The organism is Agrobacterium radiobacter (genome assembly GCF_040801995.1).
GTDB classification, from domain to species: Bacteria; Pseudomonadota; Alphaproteobacteria; order Rhizobiales; family Rhizobiaceae; genus Agrobacterium; species Agrobacterium radiobacter.
The window spans coordinates 674,069-688,996 of sequence record NZ_JBEGHX010000002.1 but is presented as its reverse complement, the minus strand read 5'-3'; the positions used below and the strand labels follow the sequence as shown (position 1 = coordinate 688,996).

The 14,928-nt window shown below is 60.0% G+C and carries 16 protein-coding genes; 11 read left to right on the top strand and 5 right to left on the bottom strand.

Annotated elements, in window-relative coordinates; genetic code table 11:
- Positions 1–37: 37 nt before the first annotated feature.
- The 3 genes from mdoC to secA form a co-directional block, all read right to left on the bottom strand.
- Entirely contained in the window at positions 38–1,240 is a 1,203-nt protein-coding gene (mdoC, locus tag MRBLRC7O_RS17055; RefSeq protein ID WP_112539556.1) for a glucans biosynthesis protein MdoC, read from the bottom strand.
- 71 nt (positions 1,241–1,311) lie between these two features.
- Positions 1,312–2,205, bottom strand: a complete 894-nt coding sequence (locus MRBLRC7O_RS17050) for a DMT family transporter (RefSeq protein WP_003507064.1) — start codon at positions 2,203–2,205, stop codon at positions 1,312–1,314.
- A 147-nt stretch (positions 2,206–2,352) separates the two neighbouring features.
- Positions 2,353–5,070 (bottom strand): preprotein translocase subunit SecA, encoded by a 2,718-nt coding sequence (gene secA, locus MRBLRC7O_RS17045; RefSeq protein ID WP_060724912.1) that lies wholly within the window; start codon positions 5,068–5,070, stop codon positions 2,353–2,355.
- 242 nt (positions 5,071–5,312) lie between these two features.
- Between secA and MRBLRC7O_RS17040 the strand changes: the two genes are divergently transcribed.
- From MRBLRC7O_RS17040 to MRBLRC7O_RS17015, 6 genes are all read left to right on the top strand, one after another.
- The gene (locus tag MRBLRC7O_RS17040) at positions 5,313–6,176 is read left to right on the top strand and encodes a peptidylprolyl isomerase (protein ID WP_026364016.1); all 864 of its coding nucleotides are present in this window, start codon (positions 5,313–5,315) and stop codon (positions 6,174–6,176) included.
- Positions 6,177–6,264: 88 nt separating this feature from the next.
- Complete coding sequence (gene argJ / locus MRBLRC7O_RS17035; RefSeq protein WP_060724911.1) at positions 6,265–7,506, top strand: bifunctional glutamate N-acetyltransferase/amino-acid acetyltransferase ArgJ; 1,242 nt, start codon at positions 6,265–6,267, stop codon at positions 7,504–7,506.
- Between the two features lie 18 nt (positions 7,507–7,524).
- Complete coding sequence (locus MRBLRC7O_RS17030; RefSeq protein WP_020808897.1) at positions 7,525–8,301, top strand: GNAT family N-acetyltransferase; 777 nt, start codon at positions 7,525–7,527, stop codon at positions 8,299–8,301.
- Positions 8,298–8,711 carry an 8-oxo-dGTP diphosphatase MutT gene (mutT, locus tag MRBLRC7O_RS17025; protein ID WP_003507054.1) on the top strand — a complete coding sequence of 138 codons (414 nt, stop codon included), beginning with the start codon at positions 8,298–8,300 and terminating at the stop codon, positions 8,709–8,711. The genes MRBLRC7O_RS17030 and mutT overlap by 4 nt, the downstream gene beginning before the upstream one ends.
- Before the next feature lie 279 nt (positions 8,712–8,990).
- Positions 8,991–9,305 carry a hypothetical protein gene (locus MRBLRC7O_RS17020; RefSeq protein WP_020808898.1) on the top strand — a complete coding sequence of 105 codons (315 nt, stop codon included), beginning with the start codon at positions 8,991–8,993 and terminating at the stop codon, positions 9,303–9,305.
- Between the two features lie 93 nt (positions 9,306–9,398).
- Positions 9,399–9,593, top strand: coding sequence for a Flp family type IVb pilin (locus MRBLRC7O_RS17015; protein WP_003507050.1), 195 nt, complete (start codon positions 9,399–9,401; stop codon positions 9,591–9,593).
- A gap of 10 nt (positions 9,594–9,603) precedes the next feature.
- Here MRBLRC7O_RS17015 and MRBLRC7O_RS17010 read toward each other — a convergent pair whose 3' ends face one another.
- Entirely contained in the window at positions 9,604–10,485 is an 882-nt protein-coding gene (locus MRBLRC7O_RS17010; protein WP_003507048.1) for a methyltransferase domain-containing protein, read from the bottom strand.
- Positions 10,486–10,628: 143 nt separating this feature from the next.
- Between MRBLRC7O_RS17010 and MRBLRC7O_RS17005 the strand changes: the two genes are divergently transcribed.
- The 4 genes from MRBLRC7O_RS17005 to MRBLRC7O_RS16990 are packed head-to-tail and all read left to right on the top strand — an operon-like array spanning position 10,629 to position 13,051.
- Complete coding sequence (locus MRBLRC7O_RS17005; protein ID WP_087745834.1) at positions 10,629–11,420, top strand: ComF family protein; 792 nt, start codon at positions 10,629–10,631, stop codon at positions 11,418–11,420.
- 60 nt (positions 11,421–11,480) lie between these two features.
- Positions 11,481–11,735 (top strand): glutaredoxin 3, encoded by a 255-nt coding sequence (grxC, locus tag MRBLRC7O_RS17000; protein WP_060724909.1) that lies wholly within the window; start codon positions 11,481–11,483, stop codon positions 11,733–11,735.
- Positions 11,736–11,765: 30 nt separating this feature from the next.
- Entirely contained in the window at positions 11,766–12,626 is an 861-nt protein-coding gene (locus tag MRBLRC7O_RS16995) for a carbon-nitrogen hydrolase family protein (protein ID WP_003507041.1), read from the top strand.
- Positions 12,623–13,051, top strand: coding sequence for a DUF1178 family protein (locus tag MRBLRC7O_RS16990; protein WP_003507039.1), 429 nt, complete (start codon positions 12,623–12,625; stop codon positions 13,049–13,051). The genes MRBLRC7O_RS16995 and MRBLRC7O_RS16990 overlap by 4 nt, the downstream gene beginning before the upstream one ends.
- 38 nt (positions 13,052–13,089) lie before the next feature.
- Here the strand turns inward: MRBLRC7O_RS16990 and ubiG are convergent, their stop codons facing one another.
- Positions 13,090–13,842 (bottom strand): bifunctional 2-polyprenyl-6-hydroxyphenol methylase/3-demethylubiquinol 3-O-methyltransferase UbiG, encoded by a 753-nt coding sequence (gene ubiG, locus MRBLRC7O_RS16985; protein WP_003507037.1) that lies wholly within the window; start codon positions 13,840–13,842, stop codon positions 13,090–13,092.
- 256 nt (positions 13,843–14,098) lie between these two features.
- Between ubiG and MRBLRC7O_RS16980 the strand changes: the two genes are divergently transcribed.
- Positions 14,099–14,905 carry an SH3 domain-containing protein gene (locus MRBLRC7O_RS16980; RefSeq protein ID WP_003507035.1) on the top strand — a complete coding sequence of 269 codons (807 nt, stop codon included), beginning with the start codon at positions 14,099–14,101 and terminating at the stop codon, positions 14,903–14,905.
- Positions 14,906–14,928: the final 23 nt, after the last annotated feature.

Below are 14,928 nucleotides of genomic sequence, written 5' to 3'. Positions count from 1 at the left end.
CAGTTGAATAGGCAAGCCGATTATACGCGCTTCATCCTTAACGAAGGGTTTGGGAGGCGCCGGCCTGTGTGCCAATATCCTCCACCGTCTTCGGCCCGCGGATGCCATTGAACAGGAAAAGGGCGAGTGGGCTGAGGCGTATCGCCTGATGCAGCATATAGGCCACCACCGTGGTGGCCACGACGATGATGGCGAATTCCACGATTGGCGGCAGCGCAATCAGCATGAAGAGCGTTCCGAAGGCGTAAATCAATGGATGGTGAAACAGGTAGATGGTGAAGGATGCATCCGTCATGCGTCTGGCAAAGCGGTTTGGCCGATCGAAATAACGGCAGGCAAGGTCGATCAACAGACGGCTCGTGGCCACCGCCGCAATTGCCGAAACCAGCACCAGCAGGGCCGAATTCGAAAGGGGATTTTGCAGCCGCAGGCTCACCGAGGTTGCGATGGCGCCCGCCGCGACGATGCCGGTGAGAAGTCCCGTCTGGCGAAAGCGGTGAAAGAGGGCGCGATCACGGTGCAGCAGGGCCCCGACAAGGAAAAATGGCAGGTAGCGCGCATAGGGGTCGGAAGCGCGCTCATAGAGAAGAAAGAGTCTGCTTCCGTTCTTTGCCGCAAGCAGGCCGGATCCGTAGATCATCAATTCCCACAGGATAGGCGCAGTGCAGAGTGCTGCGAAAAACAGTGTGGCATGTCGCTGCCGCAGGCTGTCGAACCAGTCTTTCGCATGTGCCAATGGCTGATGTTCCGTAAGAAACAGCAGGCTGGCAAGTAGAATGGAATAAACGATAAGGGCCGGCAGGAACCACAGATGCATGATCCACTGTTCGCTCGGACGCAGCAGGCCGGGCAGGCTCTCCAGTAGCCGGTCGGCCGGGATCTCGCCCTTGGCGACGCCGGCCAGTTGCAGCAGGAAAAGCTGCAATGGCCCGAGCAGAAGGACCGCCACAATAAAGGGCACGCCGAGGCGCAGGAAACGCTGCCTGAGCCAGCGCATCTTGCCCTTCTTGCCGATGACCATGGTGGAGAAATATCCGGCCACCACAAAAAAAGCCGGCATGCGGAAGGTGGAGAGCACGGCGCCAAGCGCGCTCAGAAGCGGGCTGGTGTCAAAATCCTTGATGTCCCATGGTAACGCATGGCTGTAGATGAGGGAGGCGTGATAGGGAATGCCAAGCAGCATGAGGAGAGCCCTGAGCGGGTCCCAATAATGCTCGTAGTCTGACTTGCCCGGTTGCATTTTTCCCCCGTGCCGCAAACGCGATCAGCAATGACCAGCACGACTATTGGTGGAAAACGCTAATAAACTCTTCACGCACCGGAAGGGGTGGGTGGAGCCTTTTTCTTGGGCATAAGGTCAAGGACCAGCGCACAGCCCAAAATGATGATGCCGGCGCCGAAAAGCTGGGGAAGCGAAAGCGGTTCATCCAGCACCAAAGCACCGACGAGAACCGCCACGACGGTGACGGCGAATTCAACGCTGATCGCCTTGGTCGCACCGATCGAGGAGACCAGCTTGAAATAGGTGATGTAGGTAAGGCCGCTCATGACCACCGCCTGTATCAAAAGATAACCGTAATCGATGAGATCAGGTGTTCTCGGCAATGGGACCATCAAGAGAAGCGGCAGGGTCATCAGGCCGCCTGTCAGGAATGAGCCTATGGTGATTTCCCAGGAACCCACGCCCTTCAGGTGGCGGCTGGCAAAATTGCTGCCATAGGCCGCGCAGATGCAGGCGGCGACAGCAGCGGCGCAGCCGATGATGAAGGTGGTTGTAACGGGAACGGCGGGGAAACCGACAAGCAGGACGATGCCGGCAAAACCGATAACGAGACCGGCAATGCCCTGGCGCGTCAGACGCTCAATACCCCATAGCTGAGAGATGAGCATGGAAAAAAGCGGAATGGTCGCCACCAATATGGCAGCCATGGCGGTGCCGATCTGCGGTGTGGCGTAGGACAGGCCGATCAGTTGCCCCGCGACCGTTGTCGCACCGACGACGGTAAAGGCGCGCCAGCCGGCCGAGAATGTCAGCTTTCGACGGACCGTCCGCGCAATGAGAAAGAGGGCGGCAGCGGTCATGAGCGAACGAAGCGTGACGGCGCCGATCCAGCCGAAGGCAGCTACGACTTGTAAAAGCAGCAGAAAAGAGACTCCCCACGCGAGCGCGAGAAAAATATAGGCGGCGAGATCGCGAGGGGCCATGGAAGCAGTTTCCAGAAAATGATCAGGCTCCCTTATGGAAAGCGCCGAGACCAGTCAACAGTCGGCTCACCCGCAATGACCCGGCCCAAACAAAATCGCCCGTAACGCGGGTTACGGGCGATTGATTTCAGACTGATAACAAGCGCCTTACGCCTGTTCGTAAACGCCGTGGCAGTGCTTGTATTTCTTGCCGGAGCCGCAGGGGCACATTTCGTTGCGGCCGATACGGCCCCAGGTGGTGGGGTTGTTCGGATCGCGTTCCTCGGCCGGCACGAAATTGACGGGCGTGGGCTGCATGCCCTGCGCCATTTCATCTTCGCCCGTATTGGGGTCGAGATGATGCGCGGTCATTTCCGGCAGTTCCGGCTGCTGCGGTTCCTGCTGCACCAGTTCCACACGCATCAGCTGGGCGGTAACGGCCTCGCGCAGATTGGCGAGCAGCGCCTGAAACAGTTCAAAGGCTTCCGCCTTGTATTCCTGCAGCGGATCGCGCTGGGCATAACCGCGGAAACCGACGACGGAGCGGAGGTGATCGAGATTGACGATATGTTCGCGCCACAGATGGTCGATCGTCTGGAGAATGACCGAACGTTCGACATAGGTCATGATCTCGGGGCCGAAACGTTCCGCGCGCTCGGCGGCGTATTTGTCGGCGGCCTCGGTGACGCGCTCAAGAATATCGTCCTCGGCGATGCCCTCTTCCTTGGCCCAGTCCTCTACCGGCAGGTCGAGGTTCAGGAACTGGGCGATGCCGGCCTTGAGGCCCGCAATATCCCACTGTTCGGCATAGGCATTTTCCGGAACATGCTTGGTGACGAGCATTTCGATGACTTCGTGGCGCATGTCGGCTGCGGTTTCGCCGATATTGTCGGCTTCCATCAGCTCGAGACGCTGGTCGAAGATCACCTTGCGCTGGTCGTTCAGCACATCGTCATATTTCAGAAGGTTCTTGCGGGTCTCGAAGTTGCGGGCTTCGACCTTCTTCTGGGCGCGTTCCAGCGCCTTGTTGATCCACGGATGGACGATTGCTTCGCCTTCCTTCAGGCCGAGCTTCTGCAACATGCTGTCCATGCGCTCGGAACCGAAGATGCGCATCAGGTCGTCCTGGAGCGACAGGTAGAATTTCGAACGGCCGGGGTCGCCCTGACGGCCGGAACGACCACGCAGCTGGTTGTCGATACGGCGGCTTTCATGGCGTTCGGTGGCGATGACGTAAAGACCGCCGGCGGCGAGCGCCTTTTCCTTCAGCACCTTGATCTCGGCGCGGATGGCCTCTTCCTTGGCGTCAAGCTCCGGACCCGGCTCCATGCCTTCCAGCTCGCGCTCCAGACGCATCTCGACGTTGCCGCCGAGCTGGATGTCGGTACCGCGGCCGGCCATGTTGGTGGCGATGGTGACGGCGCCGGGAACACCGGCCTGCGAAACGATATAGGCTTCCTGCTCGTGGTAACGGGCGTTCAGAACCTGGAAGTCGGAGAAACCGGACTGGCGCAGCATATGCGCAAGAAGCTCGGACTTTTCGATGGAGGTCGTGCCCACCAGAACCGGCTGGCCGCGTTCATGCGCCGCCTTGATCTCGGTGATGATCGCCTGGAACTTCTCCTCGCCGGTGCGGTAAACCTCGTCATCCTCGTCGATACGCTGGATCGGCAGGTTGGTCGGCACCTCGATGACGTCGAGGCCGTAGATGTTGCCGAATTCTTCCGCTTCCGTCGAGGCCGTACCGGTCATGCCGGCCAGCTTTTCATACATGCGGAAGTAGTTCTGGAAGGTGACGGAGGAAAGCGTCTGGTTTTCCGGCTGGATCTGCACCTTTTCCTTGGCTTCGAGAGCCTGATGCTGACCTTCGGAATAACGGCGGCCCGGCATCATGCGGCCGGTAAACTCGTCGATGATGACGATCTCGTCGTTGCGGACGATGTAGTCCTTGTCGCGGGTGAAGAGCTTGTGGGCCTTCAGCGCATTGTTGATGTGATGGACGATGGCGACGTTTTCGACGTCGTAAAGCGATTCGCCCTTCAGGAGACCCGCCTGCCGCAGCAGGTTTTCGAGCTTTTCGGTGCCTTCTTCGGAGAAGTTGGCCGAGCGCTGTTTCTCATCGATTTCGTAATCTTCTGGTGCCAGCAGCGGAATGAAGGCGTCGATGGTGTTGTAGAGATCGGAACGGTCGTCCAGCGGGCCGGAAATGATGAGCGGCGTGCGCGCCTCGTCGACCAGGATCGAGTCGACTTCGTCGACGATCGCGTAGTTGTGGCCGCGCTGCACCATCTGCGCGCGGTCATATTTCATGTTGTCGCGCAGATAATCGAAGCCGAGTTCGTTGTTCGTCGCGTAGGTGATGTCGCAGGCATAGGCCTCGCGGCGCTGGTCGTCGTCCAGCCCGTGAACAATGACGCCGGTGGTGAGGCCGAGGAAGCGGTAAAGCCTGCTCATGGTGGCGGCGTCGCGCTGGGCAAGATAGTCGTTGACGGTAACGACATGCACACCCTTGCCGGCGAGCGCGTTGAGGTAGACCGCAAGCGTTGCCACCAGCGTCTTGCCTTCACCCGTCTTCATTTCGGCGATGGCGCCGCCGTGCAGGATCATACCGCCCGTCAGCTGCACGTCGAAGGGACGCATGTGGAGAACACGGCGCGATGCTTCGCGGGCCACGGCAAAAGCCGGGATCAGCAGGTCGTCCAGCGACTTGCCGTCTGCCAGCTGCTGGCGGAACTCGGCGGTCTTGGCCGCCAGCGCTTCGTCGGAGAGCGCCTTGGTGGCCTCTTCCAGCGCATTGATGGCTGCGATCTTGCTTTTATAGGAGCGGACGCGGCGATCATTTGCCGAACCGAACAACTTGCGGGCTATACCGCCGAGACTGACCATCTTACTGGCCCTTTCTGAAATTCCGTTTTGCCGGGCGCTTTTCTCCGTCACGCTGTTTTCAGCACAAATGACGGACTTCGCCCTTCAACGTATCTGGACGCGAGGTTGCGTGACAGATAAGAGGGGGGGCAAATGATGTCAACGGTTCTGCCCGTTACAGAATGGCCACAATCCGGTGTTTGGAAGTTTTTTCAGAGCCGGAAACCATGTCTGGAGCCGGCATTGTCCCCGAAAGGTTCAAAATGTTGCGCTATAATAAAATTGCGGCTGCGGTGATTGTGGCCACGCTCGGCCTCCAGCTTCCGGCTTTCGCACAGGAAGACAAGGTTGTCGCCAAGGTTGGCGATCTGGAAATCCACCAGTCCGAACTCGACCTCGCCATGAGCAACCTCGATCCGCAGCTCGCGCAGCTTCCCGACGAGCAGAAGAAGGTCGCAGCTCTTTCCGGCGCGATCGACGTCAAGCTTCTGGTAAAGAACGCCAGCGCCGAAGGTCTGGAAAAGACTGAAGATTTCAAGAAGCGCATGGAATTCATCCAGGACCGTGAGCTGCATAACGCCTATTTCCGCAAGCATGTGGTCGAGGCCGTCACCAATGACGAGGTGAAGGCGCGCTACGACAAGGAAGTCGCAGCCCTGCCGCAGGAAGAAGAAATCAAGGCCGCGCACATTCTCGTCGCCAGCGAGGACGAAGCGAAAGACATCATCAAGCAGCTTGATTCGGGCAAGGATTTCGCCGCGCTCGCCAAGGAAAAGTCGACCGATTCCAACAAGGATGACGGCGGCGATCTCGGCTGGTTCGGCAAGGGCCGCATGGTTCCGGAATTCGAAGAAGCTGCTTTTGGCCTCGAAAAGGGCGCCTACACCAAGACCCCGGTGAAGACGCAGTTCGGCTTCCACGTCATCAAGCTGGAAGACAAGCGCATCGCCCCGCCGCCGGCTTTCGAGCAGGTCGAGCCGCAGGTTCGTCAGCTTGTCATGCGTGACAAGTACGTTGCCCTCATCGAGAAGGCAAAGGCTGACCAGAAGATCGAAATCATGGATGAGACGCTGAAGAAGGGCTACGACGAAGCCTCGAAGGAACAGCAGGCTCAGCCGCAGCAGTAAAAAATTCAGGTTACGGGGCGGCTATGGGCCGCCCCGTTTCATCTCAGGCATTCCCAGATCCTCCTTTCCAGAATTTCAGGCGCTTCCCATGTCCGTTGCCGTTTCCCCGCTCGCTCCGAAATCCTATCCCGACATGCCCGCGCTGCGCGGTGTTCGCATGGCGACGGCCGCCGCCGGCATCAAATACAAGAACCGCACGGATGTTCTGCTGATGGTGTTCGACACGCCTGCAAGTGTCGCCGGCGTCTTCACCAAGTCAAAATGCCCGTCTGCCCCGGTTGATTTCTGCCGCACCAATCTCGGCGGCGGCGTGGCGCGTGCCGTGGTGGTCAATTCCGGTAACGCCAATGCCTTTACGGGCGTCAAGGGCAAGGCGGCCACCGAGCTGACGGCGAAATCCGCCGCCGCTGCCGTCGGTTGCTCCGAAAACGAGGTATTTCTGGCGTCGACCGGCGTGATCGGCGAGCCGCTGGACGCCACCAAATTCGCCGGTGTTCTGGGCGATATGAACGGTATGGCCGAAGCCGATTTCTGGCAGGAAGCCGCCAAGGCGATCATGACGACCGATACCTATCCCAAGGTTTCGACCCGCACTGCCGAAATCGGCGGCGTCATCGTTACCATCAACGGTATCGCCAAGGGTGCCGGCATGATCGCGCCCGACATGGCGACGATGCTCTCCTTCGTGGTGACGGATGCGGACATTGAGCCGGCAGCCCTGCAGGCGCTGCTTTCGGCCGGTGTCGGCCCGACCTTCAATTCCGTGACGGTCGACAGCGACACCTCCACCTCCGACACGCTGATGCTGTTTGCCACGGGTGCGGCAGCTGAAGACGGCCAGGTGAAGGTGACGAGCGCCGACGACGAGCGCCTTGCCGGCTTCCGCGTCGCTCTCAACGATCTCCTCAAGGATCTGGCCCTGCAGGTTGTTCGCGACGGCGAAGGCGCGCGCAAGATGGTGGAAGTCACTGTCACTGGCGCGGAAAACGATGCCGCCGCCAAGAAGATCGCCCTTTCCATCGCCAATTCGCCGCTGGTGAAGACCGCGGTTGCCGGCGAAGACGCCAATTGGGGCCGTGTCGTCATGGCCGTCGGCAAATCCGGCGAAATGGCAGACCGCGACCGTCTCGCGATCTGGTTCGGCGGCGTGCGCGTGGCCGTGAATGGTGAGCGCGATCCGGATTATTCGGAAGCGGAGACGACCGCGGTGATGCGTCTCGAAGACATTCCGGTGAAGGTGGATATTGGTCTCGGTCAGGGCAAGGCCACCGTCTGGACCTGTGATCTCACCAAGGAATATGTTGCGATCAACGGCGACTACCGGAGCTGACCGTTGGAGCCGAAGAGAATGCAGGACAACAAGGCCGTCAATCTGCCGCTGGTTCGCCGTCTGGAAGCCGTCAGCTTCCGGGCATGGCCTGCCTCGTCGGTGATTTATGACGGCAGCTGGCAAATCCGCCTCACAGGCTCGCATCCCTCCAAGCGGATCAACTGCGTGGTGCCGCTCGACCCTTCCGACTACGGAAACAGCGCCGTGCGGCTGGAAAAGGCACGCAAGCGCTTCGAGGATTTCGGCCGTCCGCTGGTGGTGCGTGAAACGACGCTGATGCCGCCGCAACTCAAGGACTTTCTGGTCAAGGACGGCTGGTCCATGGTCGAAGAGGTCAGGGTCATGACGGCTGATCTTACCGGCATGGAACTGCCGGAAACGCTGGTCAGCCTGCCGAGCCACGATATCGGCCGTTTTGTCGAGGCGAGCATCAAGGTCAGCGATAGCGACCCGGCCCAGCGATCAGCGATCGCAGAAATCGTTAGTTCGATCAAGCCGACGCTCGGCCTGTTCATCAACGAGGAAGTTGAAGGCAGCCCGCTTGCGACTGTGATCTGCGTGCAGGATAACGATCTTGCCGGCATCCTGTCGCTCGACGTTGACAAGTCGCAGCGCCAGAAGGGCCTCGGTACGCAGATTCTGGCGTCGGCGCTGCGTTGGGCACGGATCAGCGGTGCCAAAAGCGCCTGGTTGCAGGTCGTCTCGACAAATGTGCCCGCAATCGCGCTTTATGAAAAATTCGGTTTCACCGATGCCTACCTCTATCGCTACTGGCGCAAGGTTGACGAAAAATGAGCGAAGCGGGCAAGAAGATTCTGCTGGTCGCCGCCTGTGCGCTCCTCGATCGGGATGGGCGCATCCTTCTGGCGCAGCGTCCTGAAGGCAAGTCGCTTGCTGGCCTGTGGGAGTTTCCGGGCGGCAAGGTGGAGCACGGTGAGACGCCCGAGGAAACCCTTGTTCGCGAGCTGGACGAAGAACTGGGCATCAAGACCAAGGTCGCCTGCCTTGCACCGCTGACTTTCGCCAGCCACACCTATGAGACCTTTCACCTCCTGATGCCGCTTTACGTGTGCCGCCGTTATGAGGGCATTGCGCATGGCCGGGAAGGGCAGGCGCTGAAATGGGTAAAGCCGCAGGCTCTGCGCGATTACCCCATGCCGCCGGCCGATGAGCCGCTCATCCCTTTCCTGCAGGATCTGCTGTAAGCTGGCGGCGTGGCGTTTGCGCGCGATCGGGTAAAGATCAGCCTGTCGAGTAACGTAGTTGTCGAGTGCGAGGCTGTCTCGCCTCAATATGACGTCATCCTCGGGCCTGTCCCGAGGATCTATCCGCCCTTGTAAGGTCATCCCGTCACAGCTTCGTGAAAATGCCCTGTTGCCAGCGCTTTGCCGTACCAAAACGGGGCTGTGTTAAGAGATCGTTCAGCACCCTCTGGCAGATTGTTAAGCTAAAGAAGCGGTAAACTGCGCGAGACGAGGTTGGTCATGAACGAGGATTTCTGGAAGACGGTGGAAGGTCGTCATTTGTATTCCAACAAATCCCGTCGCACCGGCGTGCTCAATGTGGCGCTGCTTTTTGGCACGGCGGTTATCGCCCTTTCCCTGATCATCACCCCCATGCTTGCCGGAAAATCTTCCACGCGCGTGGCGCAGTTTCCCGAAAATTACGACATGATCAGCACGGGCTCCATCAAGAAGACCGATGTCGGCAAGACCTATTCCATTCGTCGCAGCATCACCCAGCCGATGCCGGAGATGCCCTGCGTGGTCACGGGTTACAGCAACGAGAGCGGTTGCTGATCGTTTACCATCAACGGTAACGGATTTCTCACATCGCCGACCTAGGATAGTGTTGATTTCAACAGGGCAGATGCCGGTTGTCGGAACGCACCGGTGGATGGGGAATATCCTGTGCTGCATTTTTTTATCAATTTTTGCAAAAACGAAGACGGTGCGACAGCCGTTGAATACGGCTTGATCGTGGGGCTGCTCTCCGCCGCCCTCATCGCTGGCGCAGGCAACATCAGCAGCAATATCAATGCCGTGTTTCAGTTCATCGTAGATACTTTTGCCCAGTCGAACCTGTAGGGCTGATCGCTCAGGACAGCTTCACCTCTGTTGTCTTCAAGGCATCGGCAAGCCGCACCTTGGCGGAGCCGGGCTTTAGCGGTTTCTGCTGGCTTTCGTGCGGGGCCCACCCTGATACGTAAATAATGGAAAATGTCGCCCTTATCCGCCCGTCAGGATCTGAATAGCGCTCGGCGTAAAGCTCCGCTGCGCGCAGGAAAAAGGCGCGGTTGAGCGGTTTTCTGCTGCGGCTTGCCAGCGGGTTGGCCATGCCCATGGCGCGCAGGTCCCGCATCAGCGGAAAAATAGAATCGTAACGAACCGTGTAGCTTTCCGCATCGGTAACGGGAAGCGCAAACCCGGCGCGCTGCAAAAGCGCGCCGACATCGCGCACATCGGCGAAGGGAATGACACGCGGACTTGCGCCCCCGGTCAGTTCGGCCTCTGCGGTCAGCAGCACATCGCGCAGTTCCTGCAGGGTGCCGCTGCCGGGAATGGCGCCGAGAAACAGGCCGTCCGGTTTTAATGCCCGCCGGATCTGGATCAGCGCACCGGGGGTGTCGTTGGTCAGATGCAGGGCAAGTGGTGAGACGATGAGATTGGCGGAGGCCTCCTCAAGCGGCAGATGCTCCATGGAAGCGGCCTCGGGAATATTTGCATCCGTCGCAAAAGAACTCTCGGTTTCGATACGGCGAATGGTATCGACCTTGCCGGTCTCCGCCAGGCGTCGGGCGGTGACGCCGGTTCCGCCATGAAGTTCGATCGCGGTCTCGAACTGGCGCTCGACGATGGCGAGCCTGTCGGCCAGCTCTTCGGCCGCCATATCGAGAAGAAACAGGGCCTTGTCATCGCGTCTGGCCCACGCCCGGTGACGGTTTTGTTCGATCAGGGCCTGGTCAAAGAGAATATCCATCGTCTTGCCTGCTCGGCCTCAAACGCCTTCGGGATCGGCGGGCCGTATCGTTACTGTCATGCCGCTGCGGGCATCGTTCTCCCGGTGACGGGACGGAACTATCGCTCTCGCAAAGGCACCCGTTCAGCGGTAAAGTCAACCTCATGGGTGCTGGTGAAAGTCTGTTTTCGGCGTTGCTATCGAAGTCCGCGACCGTGCCGGCGGCAGCGGGAGACATGTGGCGCGCGCTCTTCCGTATGGTCTACCCGCCAACCTGCGCGGGCTGCACCCGTATGACCAGCGGCGAGGGCGCCTTATGCGCGGATTGCTGGCGGGATGTGGGCTTTATCGATCGCCCCTTTTGCGAGGTTCTGGGCATTCCCTTCGCGCGGGATCACGGAGACGGTTTTGTGAGCGCGCGGGCCATTGCCGAACCGCCGCCCTTTGACCGGCTGCGTGCCGTCGCAAGCCATGAGGGAACCGCCCGCAAGCTCGTGCACCGGCTGAAATATCAGGACCGGACCGATCTCGCCCGACTGATGGCGCTGTGGATGCTGAGGGCAAGTGACGGAACGGTGGGTGACTGTGATTGCATCGTGCCCGTTCCGTTGCATCGTCACCGTTTCCTGCGCCGCCGTTTCAATCAATCCGCCGAGCTGGCACGGCATCTAGCCAAGGCCGCCGGCAAGCCCGTGCTTGCCGGCACGCTGTTGCGCGTGAAGCCGACCGAGCGGCAGGTGGGGCTTTCGGCACTTGCCCGACAGGACAATGTGCGCGGCGCTTTCGCGCTCGCGCCCGGCCGGGAAACCGATGTCCATGGCAAGCGCGTGGTGCTGGTGGATGATGTCTATACGACAGGTGCGACGGTGGGTGCGGCAAGCCGTGCCCTGCGCAAGGCCGGTGCCGTGGATGTGACGGTTTTGACCTTTGCAATGGCCATTTCCGGCCCTATATGAAACCTGAATGACATGACTTTATCGTGCGTTTTACCGCACGTTTGCGAGGGCTTTGAAAACATGGCACCGGTAACGATCTATACGCGGGATTTTTGTGGTTATTGCGCGCGCGCCAAGGCGCTGCTGGACAGCAAGGGCGTGGATTACGCCGAATATAACGCTACGACGACGCCCGAATACCGGCAGGAAATGATCGAGAAATCAGGTGGTACAACGTTCCCGCAAATCTTCATCAATGGCGAGCATGTGGGCGGTTGTGATGATCTGCACGCGCTGGAGCGCGCCGGCAAACTGGACGTGCTGCTGGCCGCCTGATCGGCCCGATTTGCGGGCATGGAGGATATGATGAGTTTCAAGGCTGCCGCCATTCAGATGCGTTCCGGCGTCGACCCGGCAAAAAACGCCGCCGATATGGAACGGTTGGTGCGGGCGGCTGCAGCCGAGGGCGCCGTTTATGTGCAGACCCCGGAAATGACGGGCGCCATCCAGAAGGACAGGCAGGCGTTGCGTGCGCAATTGCAGGATGACGATGGCGATATCATCGTTGCGACGGCCGCGCGTCTCGCCCGCGAACTCGGCATTCATGTCCATGTCGGCTCGACCGCGATTGCCCGGCCGGATGGCAAGATCGCCAATCGCGGTTTTCTCTTCGCGCCGGATGGTTCGCGCATCTGCAGCTATGACAAGATCCATATGTTCGATGTCGATCTCGACAATGGTGAAAGCTGGCGCGAAAGCGCTGCTTATCAACCCGGCGAGGTGGCGCGTATCGCTGAACTTCCGCTGGCGAAATTCGGCTTTGCGATTTGTTACGACGTCCGTTTTCCGCAGCTTTTTCGCGCTGAAGCACTGGCCGGTGCAGAGGTTCTGACGGTTCCGGCGGCTTTCACCCGGCAGACGGGGGAGGCGCATTGGGAGATCCTGCTGCGCGCCCGCGCCATTGAAAATGGCGCTTTTGTCATTGCTGCCGCGCAGGCCGGCGTGCATGAGGACGGGCGCGAGACCTTTGGCCATTCCATTATCATCGATCCCTGGGGCAAGGTTCTGGCCATTGCCGGCGGCGCTGGAGAAGAGATAATCATCGCCGAGATCGACACGTCGCTGGTCGCGGCTGCGCGTGGCAAGATTCCCAATCTGCGCAATGCTCGCGAGTTCGGACTGGACACCGTCATTCCCCTGAAACCTGCCGGAGGTGAAGCGGCGTGATCCGTTATGCGCTGGCCTGTGAAAAGGGCCATGAGTTTGAAGGCTGGTTTGCCGGTAGCGACGATTTCGACAATCAGTTGCAGCGCGGTTTCCTGTCCTGCCCGGTCTGCAATTCCGTGCAGGTCTCCAAGCTATTGATGGCGCCCTCGGTCTCCACCGCCCGCAAGAAAGACGAACGCCAGACGCTCGCCATGGATACGGCCAGGAAAGAGGCGATGGCGAAAATCCGCGAGGCTGTCGCCAATATCCGCGCCAATGCCGAGGATGTCGGCGATAAATTTCCCGAAGAGGCGCGCAAGATCCATTATGGCGAAGCGGATGAGCGCGGCATCATCGGCAATGCCTCTGCGCAGGAAGCCAAGGCCCTGCTGGATGAGGGTATAGAGATCGCGCCGCTGCCGGTCTTGCCTGATGACGTCAACTGAATTTCTTTAGAACGACATCACTCACATAGCGCCCCGCGTTAGCCTTGCGCCGGTCTTTTCGCCAGCATCATGTAGTTGACCTCCATGTCAGGTGAAAGATTCCAGCGGTCCTGCAGCACGTTGTAGAACACGCCGGTGCGGTGGATGATATCCATACCGCTTGCCACCAGCGGCCTCTCGAGCTCTTCCGGGCGAACCAGCTTTTCATATTGGTGCGTGCCGCGCGGCAGCCAGCGCAGCACGTTTTCGGCGGCGAAGATTGCCAGTGCCCGGGCTTTGAGCGTGCGGTTGATGGTGGCGGCGAACATCAGGCCCCCGGGTCGCACCATTTTTGCGCAGGTGGTGACGAAGAGATCGACATTGGCCACATGCTCGACCACCTCCATGTTGAGGATGACGTCGAAGGTCTCGCCAGCTTCCTGCAACTGTTCGGCGGTCACTGCGCGGTAGTCAACGCTGACCCCGCTTTCGCGGGCGTGGGTGGAAGCGATGCCGATATTTTTTTCCGAGGGATCGGCGCCCACCACATCCGCGCCCATGCGCGCAACGGGTTCGGAGAGAAGGCCGCCGCCGCAGCCAATATCCAGTATGCGCAGCCCTTCCAGCGGGCGGTGCGCCTTCGGGTCGCGGCCGAAATTGTCGCAGATCCGGTTGCGGATATATTCGAGCCGCACCGGATTGAACTTGTGCAACGGGCGGAACTTGCCGGTCGGGCTCCACCATTCCGCAGCCATCGCGGAGAAGCGATCCACTTCGCTCTGGTCGACGGTCGTCTGTGCGGTTTCGCTCATGGTTCTGCTCCATATTGCTGTTGCATTGAAGTCGGATGATTGCCCCCCGAAGTCAAGACCGGCGGTCCATTCCGGCGGCAATTTGTCGGGCGCTCATTGCCGCAGGTGGAACTGATGAGGCGTCTCATTTGTTTCATGCTGCGTTCATGCAGCAACGCGTATTTTCCGATCGTGGCAGTATGCGGAACGCATACTCGTCCATCGAAGTGGTGGATGCCGACAAGGGCAAAGCGGGCCTTTGCTTGAGGAGAAAGAAGTGAAGAAAAAACTGTTTGGCGCAATTGCGCTGGTGGCCATGCTCGCCGCGCCGGCACTTGCCGAAGCTGCGACGCGCGGTTTCGCCACCGCGAATGTGAATATGCGCTCCGGCCCGAGCACGGCCTATCCGGCTGTTGTGGTGATCCCGAATGGCGCGCCGCTCACCGTCCATGGCTGCCTTTCGGACACGCCCTGGTGCGATGTCGCGTTTGTGGGTGGTCGCGGCTGGGTAGCCGGGCGTTACATCGCCACGACCTACCGGCAGAACCGGGTCTATGTCGAACCGCGTTATTACCGCGATCTCGGCGTGCCGGTTATCACCTTCGAAGTCGGCCGTTATTGGGACCGCTATTATCGCGACCGCGACTTCTACCGCGAGCGTGACCGCTGGCGTCGTCCGCCGCCATCAGGCGGTTACTGGAACGCCCCGCCGCCGAGTGCCGGATGGGATCGCCCGCGTCCGCGTGACGAGTGGCGTGACGGACGCCGGGATGACTGGCGTGATGGTCGTCGTGACGAGTGGCGCGATCCCCGTCAGGGTGGCGGTCCGAATGACGGACGCTGGGAACGTCGTTATGGCGACTGGAACCAGGGCGACAGAAATCAGGACAGGCCCCGTCGCGATGACGATCGCCGGCGCTTCGAAGATGAGAACCGGGATCGCAATCGCGATCGCCAGCCAAATCAGAATGAGGGCCGGCTTCCTGCCGAGCGTCGCCAGTGGGATGACCCGCGCCGTGCGCCTGCGTCGGAAAACCTCCGGGATGGCTGCCGGGTCGGTGATCCGGGTTGTGACCCGCGCTAAACAGACAAAGCCCGGCGAATTTC

Coding starts and splice junctions, on each gene's coding strand:
- MRBLRC7O_RS17005 (WP_087745834.1), top strand. CDS start 10,629: ATGGGTGCTGGTGAAAGTCTGTTTTCGGCGTTGCTATCGAAGTCCGCG.
- MRBLRC7O_RS17040 (WP_026364016.1), top strand. CDS start 5,313: ATGTTGCGCTATAATAAAATTGCGGCTGCGGTGATTGTGGCCACGCTC.
- MRBLRC7O_RS17010 (WP_003507048.1), bottom strand. CDS start 10,485: ATGGATATTCTCTTTGACCAGGCCCTGATCGAACAAAACCGTCACCGG.
- secA (WP_060724912.1), bottom strand. CDS start 5,070: ATGGTCAGTCTCGGCGGTATAGCCCGCAAGTTGTTCGGTTCGGCAAAT.
- mutT (WP_003507054.1), top strand. CDS start 8,298: ATGAGCGAAGCGGGCAAGAAGATTCTGCTGGTCGCCGCCTGTGCGCTC.
- MRBLRC7O_RS16995 (WP_003507041.1), top strand. CDS start 11,766: ATGAGTTTCAAGGCTGCCGCCATTCAGATGCGTTCCGGCGTCGACCCG.
- grxC (WP_060724909.1), top strand. CDS start 11,481: ATGGCACCGGTAACGATCTATACGCGGGATTTTTGTGGTTATTGCGCG.
- MRBLRC7O_RS17050 (WP_003507064.1), bottom strand. CDS start 2,205: ATGGCCCCTCGCGATCTCGCCGCCTATATTTTTCTCGCGCTCGCGTGG.
- MRBLRC7O_RS17030 (WP_020808897.1), top strand. CDS start 7,525: ATGCAGGACAACAAGGCCGTCAATCTGCCGCTGGTTCGCCGTCTGGAA.
- ubiG (WP_003507037.1), bottom strand. CDS start 13,842: ATGAGCGAAACCGCACAGACGACCGTCGACCAGAGCGAAGTGGATCGC.
- argJ (WP_060724911.1), top strand. CDS start 6,265: ATGTCCGTTGCCGTTTCCCCGCTCGCTCCGAAATCCTATCCCGACATG.
- MRBLRC7O_RS17020 (WP_020808898.1), top strand. CDS start 8,991: ATGAACGAGGATTTCTGGAAGACGGTGGAAGGTCGTCATTTGTATTCC.
- mdoC (WP_112539556.1), bottom strand. CDS start 1,240: ATGCAACCGGGCAAGTCAGACTACGAGCATTATTGGGACCCGCTCAGG.